The 17,858-nt window shown below is 71.8% G+C and carries 18 protein-coding genes; 12 read left to right on the top strand and 6 right to left on the bottom strand.

Annotation, left to right across the window (positions count from 1 at the left end; translation table 11 throughout):
* The 9 genes from iolB to BM085_RS32615 form a co-directional block, all read left to right on the top strand.
* A partial coding sequence (iolB, locus tag BM085_RS32655; RefSeq protein ID WP_093890664.1) for a 5-deoxy-glucuronate isomerase occupies positions 1–515 on the top strand: 515 nt, incomplete at its 5' end.
* Positions 512–2,350, top strand: coding sequence for a 3D-(3,5/4)-trihydroxycyclohexane-1,2-dione acylhydrolase (decyclizing) (iolD, locus tag BM085_RS32650; RefSeq protein ID WP_093890663.1), 1,839 nt, complete (start codon positions 512–514; stop codon positions 2,348–2,350). The genes iolB and iolD, both read left to right, overlap by 4 nt.
* Positions 2,350–3,330 (top strand): inorganic phosphate transporter, encoded by a 981-nt coding sequence (locus BM085_RS32645; protein WP_093890662.1) that lies wholly within the window; start codon positions 2,350–2,352, stop codon positions 3,328–3,330. Before iolD ends, BM085_RS32645 begins: the two co-directional genes overlap by 1 nt.
* Positions 3,327–3,986 (top strand): DUF47 domain-containing protein, encoded by a 660-nt coding sequence (locus BM085_RS32640; RefSeq protein WP_218158889.1) that lies wholly within the window; start codon positions 3,327–3,329, stop codon positions 3,984–3,986. The genes BM085_RS32645 and BM085_RS32640 overlap by 4 nt, the downstream gene beginning before the upstream one ends.
* Before the next feature lie 79 nt (positions 3,987–4,065).
* Positions 4,066–5,892, top strand: coding sequence for an ABC transporter permease (locus BM085_RS32635; RefSeq protein ID WP_093890660.1), 1,827 nt, complete (start codon positions 4,066–4,068; stop codon positions 5,890–5,892).
* Complete coding sequence (locus tag BM085_RS32630) at positions 5,893–6,990, top strand: ABC transporter ATP-binding protein (RefSeq protein ID WP_093890659.1); 1,098 nt, start codon at positions 5,893–5,895, stop codon at positions 6,988–6,990. It begins immediately after the preceding gene.
* A complete protein-coding gene (locus tag BM085_RS32625; protein ID WP_093890658.1) occupies positions 6,987–7,751 on the top strand; it encodes an HAD family hydrolase in 765 nt (254 codons plus the stop codon). The genes BM085_RS32630 and BM085_RS32625 overlap by 4 nt, the downstream gene beginning before the upstream one ends.
* Positions 7,748–8,545, top strand: a complete 798-nt coding sequence (locus tag BM085_RS32620; RefSeq protein WP_245789835.1) for an inositol monophosphatase family protein — start codon at positions 7,748–7,750, stop codon at positions 8,543–8,545. The genes BM085_RS32625 and BM085_RS32620 overlap by 4 nt, the downstream gene beginning before the upstream one ends.
* Positions 8,542–9,336 carry an HAD-IIB family hydrolase gene (locus BM085_RS32615; protein ID WP_218158888.1) on the top strand — a complete coding sequence of 265 codons (795 nt, stop codon included), beginning with the start codon at positions 8,542–8,544 and terminating at the stop codon, positions 9,334–9,336. Before BM085_RS32620 ends, BM085_RS32615 begins: the two co-directional genes overlap by 4 nt.
* 80 nt (positions 9,337–9,416) lie before the next feature.
* On the opposite strand, the gene BM085_RS32610 is transcribed toward BM085_RS32615, so the two are convergent.
* The 5 genes from BM085_RS32610 to BM085_RS32590 all read right to left on the bottom strand — a co-directional run bounded on the left by BM085_RS32610 (position 9,417) and on the right by BM085_RS32590 (position 14,536).
* Positions 9,417–10,217, bottom strand: a complete 801-nt coding sequence (locus BM085_RS32610; protein ID WP_093890674.1) for a serine hydrolase — start codon at positions 10,215–10,217, stop codon at positions 9,417–9,419.
* A gap of 158 nt (positions 10,218–10,375) precedes the next feature.
* Positions 10,376–11,980, bottom strand: coding sequence for an N-acyl-D-amino-acid deacylase family protein (locus BM085_RS32605; RefSeq protein WP_093890656.1), 1,605 nt, complete (start codon positions 11,978–11,980; stop codon positions 10,376–10,378).
* The gene (locus BM085_RS32600; protein ID WP_093890655.1) at positions 11,977–12,741 is read right to left on the bottom strand and encodes an amino acid ABC transporter ATP-binding protein; all 765 of its coding nucleotides are present in this window, start codon (positions 12,739–12,741) and stop codon (positions 11,977–11,979) included. The genes BM085_RS32605 and BM085_RS32600 overlap by 4 nt, the downstream gene beginning before the upstream one ends.
* On the bottom strand, positions 12,741–13,661 hold the full coding sequence (locus BM085_RS32595; RefSeq protein ID WP_245789834.1) for an amino acid ABC transporter permease: 921 nt from the start codon (positions 13,659–13,661) through the stop codon (positions 12,741–12,743). The genes BM085_RS32600 and BM085_RS32595 overlap by 1 nt, the downstream gene beginning before the upstream one ends.
* Positions 13,652–14,536, bottom strand: coding sequence for an ABC transporter substrate-binding protein (locus tag BM085_RS32590; protein WP_093890653.1), 885 nt, complete (start codon positions 14,534–14,536; stop codon positions 13,652–13,654). The genes BM085_RS32595 and BM085_RS32590 overlap by 10 nt, the downstream gene beginning before the upstream one ends.
* A gap of 144 nt (positions 14,537–14,680) precedes the next feature.
* Between BM085_RS32590 and lysA the strand changes: the two genes are divergently transcribed.
* Complete coding sequence (gene lysA / locus BM085_RS32585; RefSeq protein ID WP_245789833.1) at positions 14,681–15,961, top strand: diaminopimelate decarboxylase; 1,281 nt, start codon at positions 14,681–14,683, stop codon at positions 15,959–15,961.
* A gap of 25 nt (positions 15,962–15,986) precedes the next feature.
* On the opposite strand, the gene BM085_RS32580 is transcribed toward lysA, so the two are convergent.
* Complete coding sequence (locus BM085_RS32580; protein WP_031172888.1) at positions 15,987–16,508, bottom strand: YbhB/YbcL family Raf kinase inhibitor-like protein; 522 nt, start codon at positions 16,506–16,508, stop codon at positions 15,987–15,989.
* A gap of 234 nt (positions 16,509–16,742) precedes the next feature.
* On the opposite strand from BM085_RS32580, the gene BM085_RS32575 reads away from it, so the two are divergent.
* Both BM085_RS32575 and BM085_RS32570 read left to right on the top strand, forming a co-directional pair.
* Positions 16,743–16,943 (top strand): MbtH family protein, encoded by a 201-nt coding sequence (locus tag BM085_RS32575; protein ID WP_031172890.1) that lies wholly within the window; start codon positions 16,743–16,745, stop codon positions 16,941–16,943.
* A 180-nt stretch (positions 16,944–17,123) separates the two neighbouring features.
* On the top strand, positions 17,124–17,858 hold a 735-nt coding region (locus tag BM085_RS32570; RefSeq protein WP_177245388.1), incomplete at its 3' end, for an AMP-binding protein.

The raw sequence follows: 17,858 nt of genomic DNA, 5'->3' as shown, positions 1-17,858 counted from the left end.
TCCGGTACGGCCCGGCGCGCGAGGTCCCGGTCGAGGTGCGCGGCGCCGGCCAGGCCAGCCGCCAGGTCAACAACTTCTGCGCCCCGGACGCCTTCGACTGCGACAAGCTCGTCGCGGTCGAGGTGCTCACCCCCGGCGGCAACTGGTCGTCCTACCCGCCGCACAAGCACGACACCGCCTCCGAGCGCGAGGCCGTACTGGAGGAGATCTACTACTTCGAGGGCGGCCCCGGCTACCAGCGGGTCTACGGCACCCACGACACGCTGGCCGAGGTGTCGGGCGGAGACGTGGTGCTGGTCCCGCACGGCTACCACGGCCCGTCGATGGCGGCCCCCGGCTACGACCTGTACTACCTCAACGTGCTGGCCGGGCCCGCCCCCCAGCGGTCCATGGCCTTCTGCGACGACCCCGATCACGCCTGGATCCGCTCCTCCTGGGCGGACCAGGTGGTCGACCCCCGCCTGCCGCGTCGCGTCACGGACGCCCGTGGCGGATCCCCTGGAGACGCCCCATGAGACTGACAGTGGCCCAGGCGCTCGTGCGCTTCCTCGCCCAGCAGTGGACCGAACGCGACGGCGCCGAGCAACGGCTGATCGCCGGATGCCTGGGCATCTTCGGCCACGGCAACGTCGCCGGCATCGGCCAGGCCCTCGCCGAACAGGGCGCCGGCACCCACGCGGCCCTGCCCTACTACCTGGCCCGCAACGAACAGGCCATGGTGCACACCGCCGTCGGCTACGCCCGTACCCGCGACCGCCTGACCACCTTCGCCTGCACCACCTCCATCGGCCCCGGCGCCACCAACCTCGTCACCGGCGCCGCCCTGGCCACCATCAACCGCATCCCGGTGCTGCTGCTGCCCGGCGACGTCTTCGCCACCCGCGTCGCCTCCCCGGTGCTGCAGGAGCTGGAAGACCCCCGCTCCTACGACGTCACCGTCAACGACACCCTGCGGCCGGTCAGCCGCTTCTTCGACCGGATCAACCGCCCCGAGCAGCTGCCCTCGGCACTGCTGGCCGCGATGCGGGTGCTGACCGACCCGGCCGAGACCGGCGCGGTCACCCTGGCCCTGCCCCAGGACGTCCAGGCCGAGGCCTACGACTGGCCCGAGGAGCTGTTCCGCCGGCGTGTCTGGCACGTGGCCCGCCCGGTGCCCGAACCCGCCGCGCTGGCCCGCGCCCAGGACCTGCTGCGGCGATCACGCCGGCCGCTGATCGTGGCCGGCGGCGGCGTCAAACACAGCCAGGCCTCGCAGCGGCTGGCCGCTTTCGCCGCCCGCCACCGCGTCCCGGTCACCGAGACCCAGGCAGGCAAGGGCGCCGTGCCGTACGACCACCCGTACGCCGCCGGCGCGATCGGCCACACCGGCAGCGCCGCGGCCAACACCCTGGCCCGCGAGGCCGACCTGGTCATCGGCATCGGCACCCGCTACAGCGACTTCACCACCGCCTCACGCACCCTGTTCGCCGGCGCGGCCTTCCTCAACATCAACATCGCCGCCTTCGACGCGGCCAAGCACTCCGGCCAGATGCTCGTGGCCGACGCCCGCCAGGCGCTGGACGCGCTGGAGCCCGGCGACTGGAACGCCGACCCCGCCTGGAGCGCCAGAGCCACCGAGCTGACCCGCGACTGGCAGGCCGAGATCGAGCGGGCCTACGGGGGGACGGAGCTGACCCAGCCGGTGATGCTGGGAATCGTCAACCAGGCCGCCGAGGGCGGCGTGGTGGTCAACGCGGCCGGGTCGATGCCCGGCGACCTGCACAAGCTGTGGCGGGCCACCGACCCCGGCCAGTACCACGTGGAGTACGGCTACTCCTGCATGGGATACGAGATCGCCGGCGGGCTCGGGGTGAAGCTGGCCGCACCGGAGCGGGAGGTGTTCGTGCTGGTCGGCGACGGCTCCTACCTGATGATGGCCCAGGAGATCGCCACCGCCGTGCAGGAGGGCGTCAAACTCGTCGTGGTGCTGGTCGACAACCACGGCTTCGCCTCCATCGGCAACCTCAGCGAATCCGTCGGCGCCCAGCGGCTCGGCACCTCCTACCGGATGCGCGGCCCCTCGGGCGAGCTCGACGGGGCCTTCCTCCCGGTGGACCTGGCCGCCAACGCCGCCAGCCTGGGCGCCGACGTGCTGACGGCGGCCGACCCCGGCACGCTGCGGACCGCACTGGCCAAGGCCGTGGCGTCCGCGCGCACCACGGTCGTCCACGTCGAGACCGTCCCCGGCCCAGGCCCCGAGACCACGGCCTGGTGGGACGTGCCGGTGGCCGAGGTGTCGGACCTGCCCGAGGTCAGGGCCGTGCGCCGGCGCTACGAAGATCACAAACGCGACCAGCGGCCCTACCTCTGATGGGGTGGACGCTCGCGTTCGCCACGGTCGCGATCCTCTTCGTGCTGATCAGCGGGGCCAACGACGGAGCCACGCTCATCGGCCTCGGGCTCAGGTTCCCCCGCTCGCCGGGATGGGCGATCGCCTCGCTGCTCGTGGTGGTGCTCTTCGCCGGACCGTACCTGCTGGGGATCGCGGTCGCCCGGACCTTCACCGAGCGGCTGGCGGGACTCGGGACGAGCGGCGGGGCGACGGCGTTCCTGGCGGGGGTGGTGATCGCGGTGGCCGTGGTCGCGGTGCTGACCGGCAGGGGCCTGCCGACCAGCCTGACGCTCGCGGTGATCGGCGGCATCACCGGCGCGGGGTTCGGCGCCGGCCTGCCGGTGTCGTGGTCGAGTCTGGGCGCGGTCCTGGCGATCGGGGCCGGCGCGCCCCTGGTCGGCCTGGCCCTGGGCTACCTGCTGGGAACCCTGTCGCGCAGGGTTCCGTCCTACCGCCGGATGCCCCGGCTCGTACTCGCCGCCCACCTGCTGGCCTACGCGGCCCAGTGCGTGGCCTACGCGGTGAACGACGGCCAGAAGATGATCGCGGTGGTGAGCGTCGCGGTCGACGTGGGCCGCGAGGGGCTGGGCGGGGTCGGCCCCGTCGAGGTGCCGCCGGCGTGGATGGCCGTCCTGGTGGCGCTCTTCCTCGCCGGAGCCCTGACCAGCCTGACCCGTGTCGGGGAGCGGCTGGGCCGCGGCCTGGTCATCACCCGGCCGCTGCACATCGTCTCGGCCGAGACGGCGGCCACCGGCGCCGTCCTGGGCAGCTCGGCGCTGGGCAGTCCGGTGAGCATGACCCAGTCGATCACCGCCGGAGTCGTCGGCGTAGCGGCCAGTGAGGGAGCCAGGAGAGTGCGATGGCAGAGCGTCATGAACATGGGTACGGCCTGGCTGGTCACGCTGCCGTCGTCGATGGCCCTGGGCTGCCTGGCCGGACTCGCGCTGAGGCTGCTGTGAGCGGCGCCGACGGCCGCGCCCGGCGGTTCCTACGGGCCTGGGACGATGTGCGCGGCCGGTCCGGGCGGCGGGTCGTCGACCTGGTCCGCCACCAGGTCGCCGTCGTCCGCGCGGGAGCCGTACTGGCCCGCTCGACCGCGACCGGCGAGATCGAACGGTCGGCCGCGCGCACCCAAATGGCCGAGGTGGAGCACGAGGGCGACGCGGCGCGGGGCGAGCTGGTGCGCGTCCTGCGGCGGGTGCTGGCCACCCCCGTCGACCGGGAGGACCTGTTCCGGATCTCGCGGTCGATCGACGACGTGCTGGATCACCTGCGCGACTACGTGCGCGAGACCGACCTGTTCGGGCCGGAGGATCTCGGCTTCGCCGTCGAGCCGCTGCAGGCGGTGATCGACGGCCTCGACGAGCTGGAGACCGCCGTCCTGAAGATGATCGAGGATCCCGGCTCGGTCACCGTGGCCGTGCTGGCCACGCGCAAGGCCTGCAGCCGGGTCCGCCAGCTCTACCAGACCCGGCTCACCGAGCTGTTCACCGGGCCGCTGGAGATGGACACCCTGCGCGGGCGCGAGCTGCTGTCGCGTCTCGACGCGGTGGGCCGGCGGCTCGGCGAGGCCGCCGACGCGCTCGCCGACGCGATGCTCAAACGGAGCCACTGATGACCAAGCGAAGCCACTGAGGAAGCCGACGGGCCGCGCACCGCGTCGGTCCTCGCCAACCCCCCTGAAGGAAGTACCCATGGCTCTTCTCACCAAGGCGCAAACGCCGCCACCTCCCCCGAGGCGGCGCAGACTGGTGTACCGGCTCCGCGTGCTGCGCCACGACCCCACCGCCGCGCTCGGGCTGATTCTTGTCATTTTGCTCGCCTATCTCGTCGTGGCACCGCTGATCGCGGTGCTGTCGGACGCCTTCCGCCTGCAGTACGGCGACGACGTGCACGCCGGGCAGCAGCCGGGCGAATGGACCGGCTACTACCTGTGGCGGGTGTTCCGGTCCCAGATCAGCGGCCTGCTGTTCTGGGAGCCGCTGCTCAACACGCTGGTGATCGCGGTGGGCACCACGCTGTTCGCGCTGGTCGTCGGGGGCGGCATGGCCTGGCTGGTGACCAGGACCAACGTGCCGGGGCGCAGGTGGCTCGCCGGCGCCCTGGTGGTCCCCTACATGCTGCCTTCGTGGACCTTCTCCCTGGCCTGGCTGTCGCTGTTCAAGAACGAGCGCGCCGCCGGACAGGTCGGGTTCCTGCAGGCCCAGGGCATCCGGACCCCAGACTGGCTCGCCTACGGCGCGGTACCGATCATCGTCACCCTGGGGCTGCACTACTACCCGTTCGTGCTGCTCCTGGTCGGCAACGCGCTGCGCCGCATCGACGCGCAGCTGGAGGACTCCGCGCGGATCCTCGGCGCCCCGCAGCGGACCGTCATCCGGCGGATCGTGGTGCCGCTGATGCTCCCGGCGCTGTCCTCGGCCGTGCTGCTGGTGGTCGGCCGGGTGCTCGGCACGTTCGGCACGCCCTACGTGCTCGGCCTGCCGGCCGACTACCGGGTGCTGTCCACGGGGCTGTTCCAGTCGATCCGGGACCGCAGCACCGGCGTGGCGTCCGTGCTCGCCACCGTCATCGTGGTCATCGGAGTCCTGATCGTCCTGACCGACACCCGGTTGATGCGCGAGCACCGCCGGTTCGTCACCGTGGGCGGCAAGGGCGCGATGGACCGGCTGAGCGACCTGCGCCGCTGGCGCTGGCCCCTGTTCGGGCTGGGCCTGGCGGTCTTCGTGGTGAGCGTCCTGGTCCCGGTGTTCACGCTGCTGCTGTCGACGGTCACCCGCACGCCGCTGGACCTGTCGACCTTCACCCTCGACTACTGGCTCGCCGAGAAGCTGCCCGGCGCGGTCGGCTTCCCGCACGGTGTCCTGCGCGGTTCGGAGCTGTGGACGGCGGCGTGGAACTCGCTGCGCATCGTCGGCCTGGCCTCGCTGATCTGCGCGGTCGCCGGCCTGCTGATCGGGTACGTCGTGGTGCGCGGGACGGCTCCACGCGTCGCCGCGTTCCTCCGCCAGGTCTCCTTCCTGCCCTACCTCATCCCCGGCATCGCGTTCGCGGCCGCCTCGCTGTCGCTGTTCGCCGTCGCCAGGGGCCCCCTCCCCGCGCTGTACGGGACGACGTTCCTGCTGATCCTGGTGATGGCCGTGACGCACCTGCCGTACAGCTCGCGCTCGGGCATCGCGGCGATGATGCAGCTCGGCCGCGAGCCGGAGGAGGCCGCGCAGATCGCCGGGGCCTCCTGGTGGCAGCGGATGCGGCGGATCATCTTCCCGATCCAGAAGGGCGCTCTCGTCACGGGGATCGTGCTGCCGTTCATCTCCGGCCTCAAGGAGCTCAGCATCGTCATCATGCTGACCACCACCGGGACGCAGCTCCTGACGACCCTGTCGATCGGCCTCGTGGACTACGGATACACCCAGCTCGCCAACGCGGTCGTCCTCGTGATCGCCTTGGTCTCCTTCACCATGACCTACCTGACCCAGCGTCTGACCAAGAGCAGCCTGGCGTCCGGCCTAGGAGGATAGATGCCGAACATCACCCTCAGCGGAGTCGCCAAGAGCTACGGCGGTGGCGACTACGCTGTGAAGAACCTCGACCTGACCGTTCCCGACGGCGCGTTCATGTGCCTGCTCGGTCCCTCCGGCTGCGGAAAGACCACCACGCTGCGGATGATCGCCGGGCTCGAGCAGCCGAGCGCGGGCAGCATCGCCGTCGGCGACCGGGTCCTCGACTCCGTCGAGCGCGGGCTCTACGTCCCGCCGGAGAAGCGCGGCATGGGGCTGGTCTTCCAGAACTACGCGCTCTGGCCCCACCTGTCGGTGCGGGAGAACGTCGAGTTCGGCCTGCGCATGCGCAAGGTGCCCGGTCCCGAAAGGCGGGCCAGGGCGGAGGCGGCGCTCAAGATGGTCCACGTCGACGCCGCCATGGACCGCTACCCCTCCCAGCTCTCCGGCGGCCAGCAGCAGCGTGTCGCACTGGCCAGGATGCTGGCGATCAACCCCACGGTGCTGCTGCTCGACGAGCCGCTGTCCAACCTCGACGCCCAGCTCCGCCTGGAGATGCGCGCCGAGCTCAAACGCATCCACGAGGAGTCCGGCGCGACGATCGTCTTCGTCACCCACGACCAGCTCGAGGCGCTCACGATGGCCACCGACGTCGCGGTCATGAAGGACGGCGAGCTGCAGCAGCTGGCCGCCCCGATGGAGATGTACGCCAGGCCCGCCAACCGGTTCGTCGCCGAGTTCGTCGGCAGCCCGCCGATGGCGATCGTCGACGTCGGCCCCTCCCCCACCGGCCTGGCCGGCTCGCTGATGCGCTCCGTCGAGGCCCGCGCCGGGCAGTGCGCCCCCACCGCCGTGGGCATTCGGCCTGAGGCGCTGCGCCTGGGCACGCCGCCCGGCGCCGCCTGGCACGAGGAGGCCGTGGTCGAGGCCGTCCTGCCGGCCGGTTCCTCCTGGACCGTACGGCTGCGCATCCTGGACACCGAGCTGTACGCGGTCTCCTACACGCCGGTCGAGGCCGCCGCCGGCGACGTGCTGACCTGCTGGACCGACCAGATGCACCTGTTCGGCGCCGACGGCGTCCGGCTCTCCTCCTGGGACCGGACGGAGGTGGGCGCGTGATCCGGCCCAAGGCGTTGCTGCTGGACTTCGGCGGCGTGATCGTGGAGACCTCCCGGCGCCCGTCGTGGGCGGCCGAGCTCGCCGCGGAGGTGCACGGCCTTCTCCGCAGGGCCGGCTTCCACGGCCTCGGCCTCGACGACGTGGAGAGCGACATCCGGGCCGGCGCGCGCGCCGACAAGTACTGGAAGGACTCCACCTCCCGGCAGTTCGCCCCGGCGGAGATGACGCACCGCGGGTTCTGGGCCGACTTCGTGGCGGGCGACTGGCCGGAGCAGGCCCGCTCGCTGGTGATCGCCGAGGCGACGCCGCTCTGCAGGCGGATGGGCGAGCTGCGCAGCGACCGCAAGACCCGGCCCGCGCTGCAGGAGCTGCTGGCCGCCTGCTGGGCGCACGATGTCACGCCCGCGGTCGTCAGCAACGCGCTGTGCGGAGCCGTCCACCGTGACTACATGGCCCTCAGCGGCCTCGACCGCCAGGTGGCGGTGCAGGTCTACAGCGACGAGGTCGGCGTGCGCAAACCCAATCCGGAGATGATCTGGATCGCCTGCCGGGCACTGGGCGTCGACCCCGCGGAGACCTGGTACGTCGGCGACAACTACGACCGCGACGTGGTCTGCGGCGCCCGCGCCGGAGTGGGGGCCACCGTCCTGATGGTCTCCCGGAGCACCGACGAGATCCCCTACAAGGTGCGCCAGAGCCCTCAGGCGACAGTCGAGGACCCCCGCGGACTTCTGAACCTCCTGGAGGAGACATGGACATGAACACTTCGCGCGAACTGGCCGCCATCGCGGTCGAGGCGGCCAGAGCGGTCGGCGACCAGCTCAGGGACGCCTTCCGCTCCCGGCCCGAGGTGAAGACCAAACGCGACTTCCACGACCCGGTGACCGAGCACGACAAGGCCGCCGAGGAGCGCATCCGCGAGGTCCTGGACCGCCTGTGCCCGGGCAGCGTCGTGGAGGGAGAGGAGGGCGGTGTCCGGGGGGAGGGCGACATCCGCTGGTACGTCGACCCCATCGACGGCACCGCGAACTTCGCCGCGGGCCTGCCGTTCTTCTGCACCTCCATCGGAGCCGTGGTGGACGGAAAGGTGGTGGCGGGCACCGTCTACGACCCCGTCCGCGACGACGAGTTCACCGCCTCGCTCGACGGGGCCTTCTGCAACGGCAAGCCGATCCGCAGCTCCGGCGCGCGCACCGATCGGGAGGCGGTGCTGCTGTCGAGCTTTCCCACACCGCGCGACCTGGCCGCGGGCGGCGATGAGGCGCTGCACCGCTTCGCCCGGATGGTCAACGCCTTCGCCAGTACGCGCCGCCCGGGGAGCGCGGCGCTGAAGCTGGCGCACGTCGCCGCCGGCTGGTCCGACGTCGCGTACGGCACGCACGTCAACGCCTGGGACGTGGCGGCCGGTTCGCTGCTGGTGGAGCGGGCCGGCGGCACGTACATCCCGCTGTCCGGCGACATCTTCACGCCCGGCGGCTACCTCGCCTGCGTGGGCGGCTTCGACCTCGCGGGTTCGGTGATGGCCGAGATCTCCACGGCGAGGGGGGTCTCGTGATCCGGTGGATCGTCACCGATCTGGACGGGACGCTCGTCGGACGCGACCTGGCCATGGTGCCCTCCGGCCGGGACGCGCTGCGCCGTTTCCTCGCCTCGGGCGGAGAGGTGGTCATCGCGACCGGGCGGATGGAGGCGTCGGCTCTGCGCTACTACGAGGAGCTGGGCCTCGCCGGGGCGGCGATCCTCTACAACGGCGCCCGGACCGTGGACCTCGGCACGGGAGCCGTGCTGCGCTCCCGCCACCTGCCGGCGGACGCGTGGAAGGCGCTGCTCGACCGGTTCGACGGGCTGCCGGAGGGCGTCTATCCGGTGGCGTTCTCCGGCGGCGAGGCACTGGCGGTCCACGACGTGCCCCAGCTGCGGGACTACGCCCGCCGGGACGGGATCACGCTGCGCGACCCGGGCGACTGGTCCGCGCCGGCCCCCGGCGAGATCACCAAGTGCATGCTGATCGGCGACCCGCTGCCTGATCTGGACATCCCGGGGACGATCACCGTCCGCTCCGAGGCCACCTACCTGGAAGTGCTGCCCGAGGGCGCCACCAAGGGCACCGCGCTCCGCGAGCTGGCCGCCTCCCGGGGCGTTCCGCTGGAGCAGGTGGCGGCCATCGGCGACAATCCGAACGACATCGACATGATCACAACCGCCGGGCTCGGCGCCGCGGTCGGTGACGGTCATCCGGAGGTCCGGGCCGCGGCCGACGTCGTGGTGGGCGCCTGCGCGGACGGGGCCGTCGCCGACCTGGTGGAGCTGGTCCTGTCCCGGGCCGGGGAGGCCGCGCCGGCATAGCGGGCCGGGCCGGTGCGCGCGAGATCTCGGGCGCACCGGCCCAGCCGGTCGGCGGCGACCCCGCAGGGCCCGCCGGACGGTCAGCGCCGACCGGCGGGCAGGCCGGCCAGGCGGCCGATGGCCAGGCCGGCCCGGCGGACGCTCTCCAGCAGGGCGTGCTCGTCTCCGGCGGGGCCGTTGGCCAGCACCGCGTAGCCGATCCGGCGACCGGAGCCGATCATCACCCCCACGTCGGCCCGCACGCCGACGTCGGTGCCGGTCTTGTTCGCCACCCAGACCCTTCCGGGCGGAACGGAGGCGGGCACCTCCCGATCCTCCGGCTCGTGCGGCAGCAGGGCGGGGACCATGCTCCGGTCGGTGTTGCAGGCCATCCAGCCCAGCATGAGCCGGGTCCACTCCTGCCGGCCGTCGAGCTCCGCCGCGAACCGGGCGAGCTCGCCGGCCGTACCGACGGCGAAGGTCGGCGGGTCCGAGGGCAGGCGCGGCTCGCGGATCCGGTCGAGGATCCGCGTCCGGACGAAGCCGAGCGCGGCGGCGTCCTCGGCCACCCGGTCCAGGCCGAGCCGGCGCAGCAGCGCGTTGGTCGCGGTGTTGTCGCTCACCGACGCGGTCAGCACGGCGAGATCCCCGATCGTCCAGTGACGGGCGGACAGGTCGCCCAGGAGGCCGGAACCGCCGCAGCGGTCCTCCTGCCGCACCTCCACGATCTCGGCGGGATCGAGCCTCCCCGCGGCGATCCCGCGGGCCACCGCGGCGAGCAGCAGCAGCTTGCCGGTGCTCGCGAGGGTCAGCTCGACGTCCTCGTCGAGGGAGACCAGCCCCGGCACCGAGACGGCCACCGTGTGCGCCCCGTCTCCATCCGGCGCGTCGGGTTCTGTCATCGCCCCACCTTCCCGGAGCCCGTCACTCTCCCGGAGCCCGTCACCTTCCCGGAGCCCGTCACTCTCCCGGAGCCCGTCACCCTGTCCGGGCCCGGTGTCGTTCCCGGGCCCGTCATCCTCGCAGAGGCCGCGATCACGGCCGGTCACGCGGTCACCGCTCATGTGGACAGCACCGCCCCGGGCCGGGCACCGGTCTCGGCCCCGTCCCGGACCACGGTCCGGCCGGCGACGATCACCGAGTGGATCCCCGACGGCGGGACCAGCGGGTCGACGAAGGTGGCGCCGTCGGCGACCGTGCCGGGGTCGAAGACGACCAGGTCGGCGTGGGCGCCGTCCCTGATGACGCCGCGCCCCGCCAGCCCGAACCTGGCCGCGGCCATGCCCGTCATCTTGTGCACCGCCGTCTCCAGGCTCAGCAGTCCCAGCTCCCTGACGTAGTGCCCGAGCACGCGCGGGAACGTCCCCGCCCAGCGGGGATGGGGCCGGCCGCCGGGCTTGGGCACGCCGTCGGAACCGATCATCGAGTACGGCGCGGCCAGCACCCGCCGCACGTCGTCCTCGATCATGGAGTGGCTGATGATCGTCACCTCGCCCTGCTCGGCGACGAGCAGTTCGGCGACCATGTCGACGGGGTCCTGGCCGCGCGCGGCGGCCAGCTCGGCGATCGTGTGCCCCTCCGTCTCGGGGTGGCGCGGCGCGCAGGCGATCGAGATGCGGTCCCAGCCGCCGTTGCCGACGGTGTTCTCCCAGCCGGGGACGCCCTCGGCGATGGCCCGGCGCATCAGGTCGCGCTGTCCGGAGTCGGTCAGCCGCGCCGTCAGCGCGGCGATCCCGCCGTCCGAGGCCCAGGGGGGGAGCATCGCGCCCAGCGCCGTGCTCCCCGCGGTGTAGGGGTAGACGTCGCAGGTCACGTCCATGCCCTCGGCGCGCAGGGCGGCGAGCTTCGGCAGGGTGCGCCGGGTCAGTCCCCAGGCGTACTTGCCCGCCGTCTTGTGGTGGGAGACGTGCAGCGGGGCGCCGCTTCTGCGCCCGATCTCGACGGCCTCCTCCAGCGCCTCCTCCACCCGCGACATCTCGTCGCGCAGGTGGGTGACGTACGGCTTGCCGTGCGCGGCCGCCACGGCCGCCAGCGCGACGACCTCGTCGGTGCTCGCGTAGGTGCCGGGGGTGTAGATGAGCCCGGTCGACAGCCCCGCCGCCCCCGCCGACAGCGCCCGGTCGAGCAGCGCGCACATGGTGTCCAGCTCGCCGGGGGTGGCGGCACGGTCGACGGGGCCGATCACCCCGGCGCGGAGCGTGCCGTGCCCGACCAGGGAGGTGAGGTGGTTGGCGCGGGGCACCGCGGCGTGCGCGGCGGCGAACTCGGCGAAGCCCTCGTACATCCCGACGTCGCCGCCGAAGTAGACCCGGGTCTCCGCGCGCATCGCGGCCAGCCGGCCGGGCAGGGCGGGGAAGAGGCTGGAACCGCAGTTGCCGCAGATCTCGGTGGTGACCCCCTGCAGGACGGCGGCCCGGACCATGTCGCCGCCCAGCTCCCCGTCGATCAGGGTGACGCCGTCGGAGTGGGTGTGCACGTCGATGAAGCCGGGGGCGAGGACGAGACCGGTCAGGTCCTCGGTCTCGCGTGCGGCGGCGGGGGCTCCCGGCGGCAGCAGGGTGAGGCGGCCGTCGAGGACGCCGACGTCGGCGTGCCGGGCGGCGTCGGGCGCCGCCGTGCCGTCGATCACCAGGCCGCCCCGGAGCAGCAGGTCGAAGTGGGTCACAGAACCTGCCCGAGGAAGGCGCGGAAGCGCTCGTGGCGCGGGTTGGCGAGCACGTCGCGGGGGTGTCCCTGCTCGACGATCACGCCGCCGTCGATGAAGATCAGGTTGTCGCCGACCTCGCGGGCGAATCCCATCTCGTGGGTCACCACCATCATCGTCATGCCGCTGGCGGCCAGGTCCCGCATGACCGCGAGCACCTCCTGGACCAGCTCGGGGTCGAGCGCGCTGGTCGGCTCGTCGAAGAGCATCAGCTTGGGGTCCATGGCCAGGCTGCGGGCGATCGCCACGCGCTGCTGCTGGCCTCCGGAGAGCTGGGCGGGGTAGTGGTCCGCGCGGTCGGCGAGGTCCACCCGGTCCAGCAGTTCCAGCGCCCTCTTCCTGGCCTGGCCCCTGGCGACGCCCTTGACGACGACCGGGCCCTCCATGACGTTCTCCAGCGCCGTGCGGTGCGGGAACAGGTGGAAGCGCTGGAACACCATGCCGATGTCCTGCCGCTGGCGGCAGAGCTGGGCGGGGCGCAGGTGGTGGATCCGGTCCCCCTGCTCGGCGTAGCCGATCAGGTCGCCGTCCACCCAGATGCGGCCGGAGTCGATGGTCTCCAGCCGGTTGACGCAGCGCAGCAGTGTCGACTTGCCGGACCCGGACGGGCCGACGACGCAGACCACGCCGCCTTCGGGGACGTCCAGGCTGATGCCCTTGAGCACCTCGACGGAGCCGAAGCACTTGCGGACCGAGCGGATCTTCACCTTGGGTTCGACCATCACGCGTTCCCCCTGCTGAACGGCCGCAGGTTGCGGCGGACCCTGACCTGCAGCGCGTGGTGGCCGCGCTCGAACCGCTTCTCGATGAAGTGCTGGCCGACGCTCGCGATGGTGGTGAGCACGATGTACCAGATGGAGGCCACGATGAGCATCGCGATCACCTCGAAGTTGCCGAGGTAGATGCGCTGGGAGACCGTCAGCAGTTCGGCGCCGGCGATGACCGAGACCATCGAGGTGGTCTTGAGCATCGAGATGAACTGGTTGCCGGTGGGCGGGATGATCACCCGCATCGCCTGGGGGAGCACGACCCGGCGGAGCACCTGCCGGTGTGACATGCCGAGCGCCTCGGCCGCCTCGCGCTGGCCGGGGTCCACCGAGCGGATGCCCGCCCGGACGATCTCGGCCATGTAGGCGCCCTCGTTGATCGCCAGACCGAGCAGGGCCGCGGTGAAGGGCGTGATCAGCTCGTTGGCCTGCCACTCGATCAGCTTGGGGCCGTCGAACGGCACGCCGATGCCGAAGGAGGGGAAGACCAGCCCGATGTTGAACCAGAAGATGAGCTGGACCAGCAGCGGGGTACCGCGGAAGAACCAGGTGTAGAGCGCGGAGGCGCCCCGCAGCACCGGGCTGCCGGACAGCTGCATCACGGCGGCGAGGATGCCCAGCGCCAGGCCGATCACCATCGACAGCACGGTGAGCTGGATCGTGACCCACAGGCCGCCCAGAACCCTGCCGTCCATCAGGTACTCGGCGATGACGTCCCAGTGCAGGTTCTCGTTGACGATGATCGTGTAGGCCAGCCACACCAGGGCGAACGCGGCGACCACCGCCGCGATCCACCGGCCGGGCCGCGGCGGGCGGACCGCGTCGATCGGCAGGTCCGCGACGTCGGCGGTCTGCGGTGTCTTGGTCACTTCCACGGCTTGGTGTTCACCATGACCTCGGGTACGGCGTTGTTCACGACGTCGTACTTCTCCAGGACCGCCTTGTAGCCGCCGTCGGCCGTCAGCTCCTGCATGGCCTTGGCCACGGCGTCGCGCAGCGCGGTGTTGCGCCGGTCGATCGCGATGCCCCAGGGGCCGGCGTCGTACTGCTCGGGCAGCACGTCGTACTTGCCGGTGTCCTTGGCGTACATCGCCGCGACGGGCGAGTCGACGATGGTGGCGACCGCACGCCCGGAGTCGATGCTCAGCAGGCCGGTCGGCGCGTCCTCGCTCTGCATGATCTGCATCTTCTTGGCGCACTTCTCGTCCTGCCGCTGCCCGATCGCGAGGTTCGAGCTGCCCTTGGCCAGCACGACGGTGCGGCCGCACAGGTCCTCAAGGGTCTTGATACCCTCGGGGTTGCCCTTCTTGACCATGATGGCTCCGCCGGCGTTGAAGTAGTCGACGAAGTCGACGGCGGCCCGGCGCTCCTCGGTGTCGCTCATCGAGGACATCACCACGTCCCAGCGGCCGGCCTGCAGGCCCGGGATCAGGCCGTCGAAGGCGGCGTTGGTCACCTTGGCCTTCAGGCCGAGCTTGGCCGCGATCGCGGCGGCGAGGTCCGGGTCGACGCCGGTGAGCTCCTGGGTGCCCGGCTTGTACATCTCCATCGGCGGGTAGCCCTCCGAGGTCGCCATCCGGAGCTCGCCCGTTTTGCGCACGGCCTCGGGCACGAGGTCCTTGGCCGTCTTGCCCGCCGCCGAAGCCGCGCCGGCGCCGGCGTCGGTCTCCGACGACGAGCGCCCGCAGCCGCCGGCGAACGCCGATACGGCCAGCGCGACGGCAATGACCGAATACAGGCGCTTTGTCATAGAACCTCCCGGTTTGCGAATAGTTGAGCTTATGTTGTCGATGGGAGGTAACGGCCCCAACGGTCATGAATGCTTGCGAGTCTTAGCATCGAAATCTTCGACGCTGAGACCGGACAAAAGCCCTCAAGCTCTACCTTCAACCCCATGAGCTTGGTGATCGAGAACGGCTGGCCGCGCACCGCGGCATGGACCGGCGGGGAACTGCACATCGGCGGGATCGGCGTACGGGAGCTCGCCGCCGAGTTCGGCACGCCCGCCTACGTCCTCGACGAGGCGGAGTTCCGGGCACGCTGCGCGGAGTGGCGGGACGCGCTGCCCGGCGGGGAGGTCCACTACGGCGGCAAGGCCTTCCTCTGCCCCGAGGTGGTGCGCTGGCTGGACGCGGCCGGCCTCTGCCTCGACGTGTGCACCGGGGGCGAGCTGGCCGTGGCCGTGGCCGGGGGCATGGATCCCGCACGGGTGGTCTTCCACGGCAACAACAAGTCGCTCGCCGAGCTGCGCCGGGCCGTCACCTGGGGTGTCGGCTGCGTGGTCGTGGACTCCTTCGCCGAGATCGAGCGGCTGGCCCTCCTCGCGGGCGAGGCGGGGGTGCGGCAGCGCGTGATGATCCGGGTCACCCCGGGAGTGGAGGCGCACACCCACGAGTTCATCGCCACCGGCGGCGACGACTCGAAGTTCGGGTTCTCGCTGAACGCCGGGCTGGCCGCCGAGGCGGTCCGCCGGGTCCTGGCCGCCGCCTCGCTGGAGCTGACCGGGCTGCACTCCCACATCGGCTCGCAGATCACCGACCTGGGCGGCTTCACCCTGGCCGCCCAGCGGATGGCCGCCTTCCTGCGGGCATGCGAGCGCGAGCACGGCGTGACGATCCCCAAGCTCGACCTCGGCGGCGGCCTGGGCATCGTCTACCGGCCCGGCGACCCGGTGCCGCCGCGCCCGGCCGAGGTGGTCGCGGCCCTGCGCGAGGCCGTCCCGTCCCACCTGCGGCTCGCCGTGGAACCGGGCCGCTCGATCGCCGGTCCCACCGCCGTCGCCCTCTACGAGGTGGGCACGGTCAAGGAGATCCCCGGCGTCAACACCTACGTCAGCGTGGACGGCGGGATGAGCGACAACCCCCGCCCCGCCATGTACGGCGCCGCCTACACCGCGCTCCTGGCCTCCCGCTCCTCGGACGCCCCCCTCCGCGAGGTGACGGTGGTCGGCAAACACTGCGAGAGCGGCGACGTGCTCGTCCGCGACCTGCCGCTGCCCGCCGACGTACGGCCCGGCGACCTGCTCGCGATCCCCGCCTCGGGGGCCTACCAGCGGTCGATGGCGAGCAACTACAACCACGTGACCCGGCCCCCGGTGGTCGCCGTCCGCGACGGATCGGCCCGGGTGGTCGTGCGCCGGGAGACCGAGGAGGACCTGCTCCGCCTCTACACCTGAGGGGCACCTTCAACAACGGGACGGCTCAGACGCCGTACTCCACCGTGAGCACCGCGCGGGCCAGGGCGTGATGGTTGACGGTCCCGCCGAAGACGGCGGCCGTCTGCTCCGGGGTGACCTCGATGCTCTCCACGCCGAGGGCGTGGACCGCGAAGACGTAGCGGTGGGGCGGTCCGGGGGGCGGGGCGGCCCCGCCGAAGTCGAATGTGCCGTAGTCGTTGCGGCCGTGGAGGGCCCCCTTGGGCAGCCCCTCCATCGCGTCGCTGCCGGCGCCGCGCGGCAGCTCGCCCACCTCCGCCGGGATGTCGACCAGCAGCCAGTGCCACCAGCCGCTGCCGGTGGGGGCGTCGGGGTCGAAGCAGGTGACCGCGTAGCTCTTCGTTCCCTCCGGAGCGCCCGACCAGCGCAGGTGCGGGGAGACGTTGCCGGACTCGTAGACGTGCGCGCCGGGCAGGACACCGCCGTCCACGAGGTCGTCGCTGACGACCGTGAACGCCGGCACCTGGCGCAGGTAGGCGTAGGGCAGCGGTGCGCGCTGATCCATCATTCCCCATTCCCCCGTTCCCCGCCGGGGAGCGCCCGGCAGCAGGGGATCTTTGTAGCTTTTTCAGGATCTGTCAAGGGTTGACATTTCCTTGGGCTTTGACGGCATACTCCGCATTTAGATCGTTAATTACAAAGATGGATGTGTTCGCCCGTCTTCCCGGCTAGTTACGCGGCAACCCCGCGTTCCGGTTGACCGAATGGTTCAAAAAACCACATCCGAAAGCGCGGAGTTTCCATGATCAATCCGTTCGAGGACGGCAGCGGTCGTTTTCTCGTCCTCGTGAACACCGAGGGCCAGCACTCTCTCTGGCCCGTGTCCATCGACGTTCCCCCCGGCTGGAACGTCGTGCATGGAGAGGACACCCGGCAAGGGTGCCTTGACTTCACCGAGGCGAACTGGACGGATATGCGTCCCCGCAGCCTCTCCTCCTCCTGAACGGCTCCCGAGTCCTCCCGAACGGCTCCCGAGCGCCGCATTCGCAGGCCGCCTCCATCGTGGACCGCTATTACACGATGCCGTCTTCCTGCTCCACCGTGCCGTCTTTCCAGGTGATTGCCCGGCATCCCCGTCATCGGTTCTGTTGTCACGCCGCTGTGCCATGAATCTGGAGATTCCGTGAACCGGCTTTCTTTTCACAACAACCTGAATGAGGCTTTCGAGGCGCGGGTGGCGGCGGCTCCGGACGCCGAGGCGGTGGTCTGCGGCGAGGTCCGCCTCACGGCCGCCGAACTGAACGCACGGGCCAACGCGCTGGCACGACGGCTGACCGACGCCGGAATCGGCCCCGAATCCCCCGTCGTGGTACTCATGCAACGCTCCGCCGACGTGGTGATCACCCTGCTCGCCGTGATCAAGGCCGGCGGAACCTACGTCCCCCTGCACCCCGGACTGCCACCCGCGCGGATGCGCTGGATCGCCGAACAGACCCACGCCCAGGTCGTGATCACCGACGACACCCACGCCGGACACGAACTGACCCGCCACCTGCCCGCCATGACCACCACAGCCGAGAGCGACCCCCGCGACCCGGACCTGGAGATCGCCCCCGACCGGCTGGCCTACACGATGTTCACCTCCGGCTCCACCGGAGTGCCCAAAGGCGTCGCGGTGACCCACCGCAACGTCGCCGCCTTCGCCGCCGACCGGCTCTGGCACGGCTCCGGGCACCGCCGGGTCCTGTTCCACACGGCGTCCTCCTTCGACGTCTCCATGTACGAGCTGTGGGTGCCGCTGCTCAACGGCGGGACCGTGGTGGTGGCCCCGCCCGGCCCGGTGGACGCCTCCGTGGTGCGCCGGGCGCTGGAGGAGGAGCGGGTCGACGCGGTGTTCCTGACGACCGGCCTGTTCAAC

Source organism: Streptosporangium canum (assembly GCF_900113865.1).
Lineage (GTDB): Bacteria > Actinomycetota > Actinomycetes > Streptosporangiales > Streptosporangiaceae > Streptosporangium > Streptosporangium canum.
Note: the sequence above shows the minus strand (reverse complement) of the source record. Positions and strands in the feature narration are given on the sequence as shown.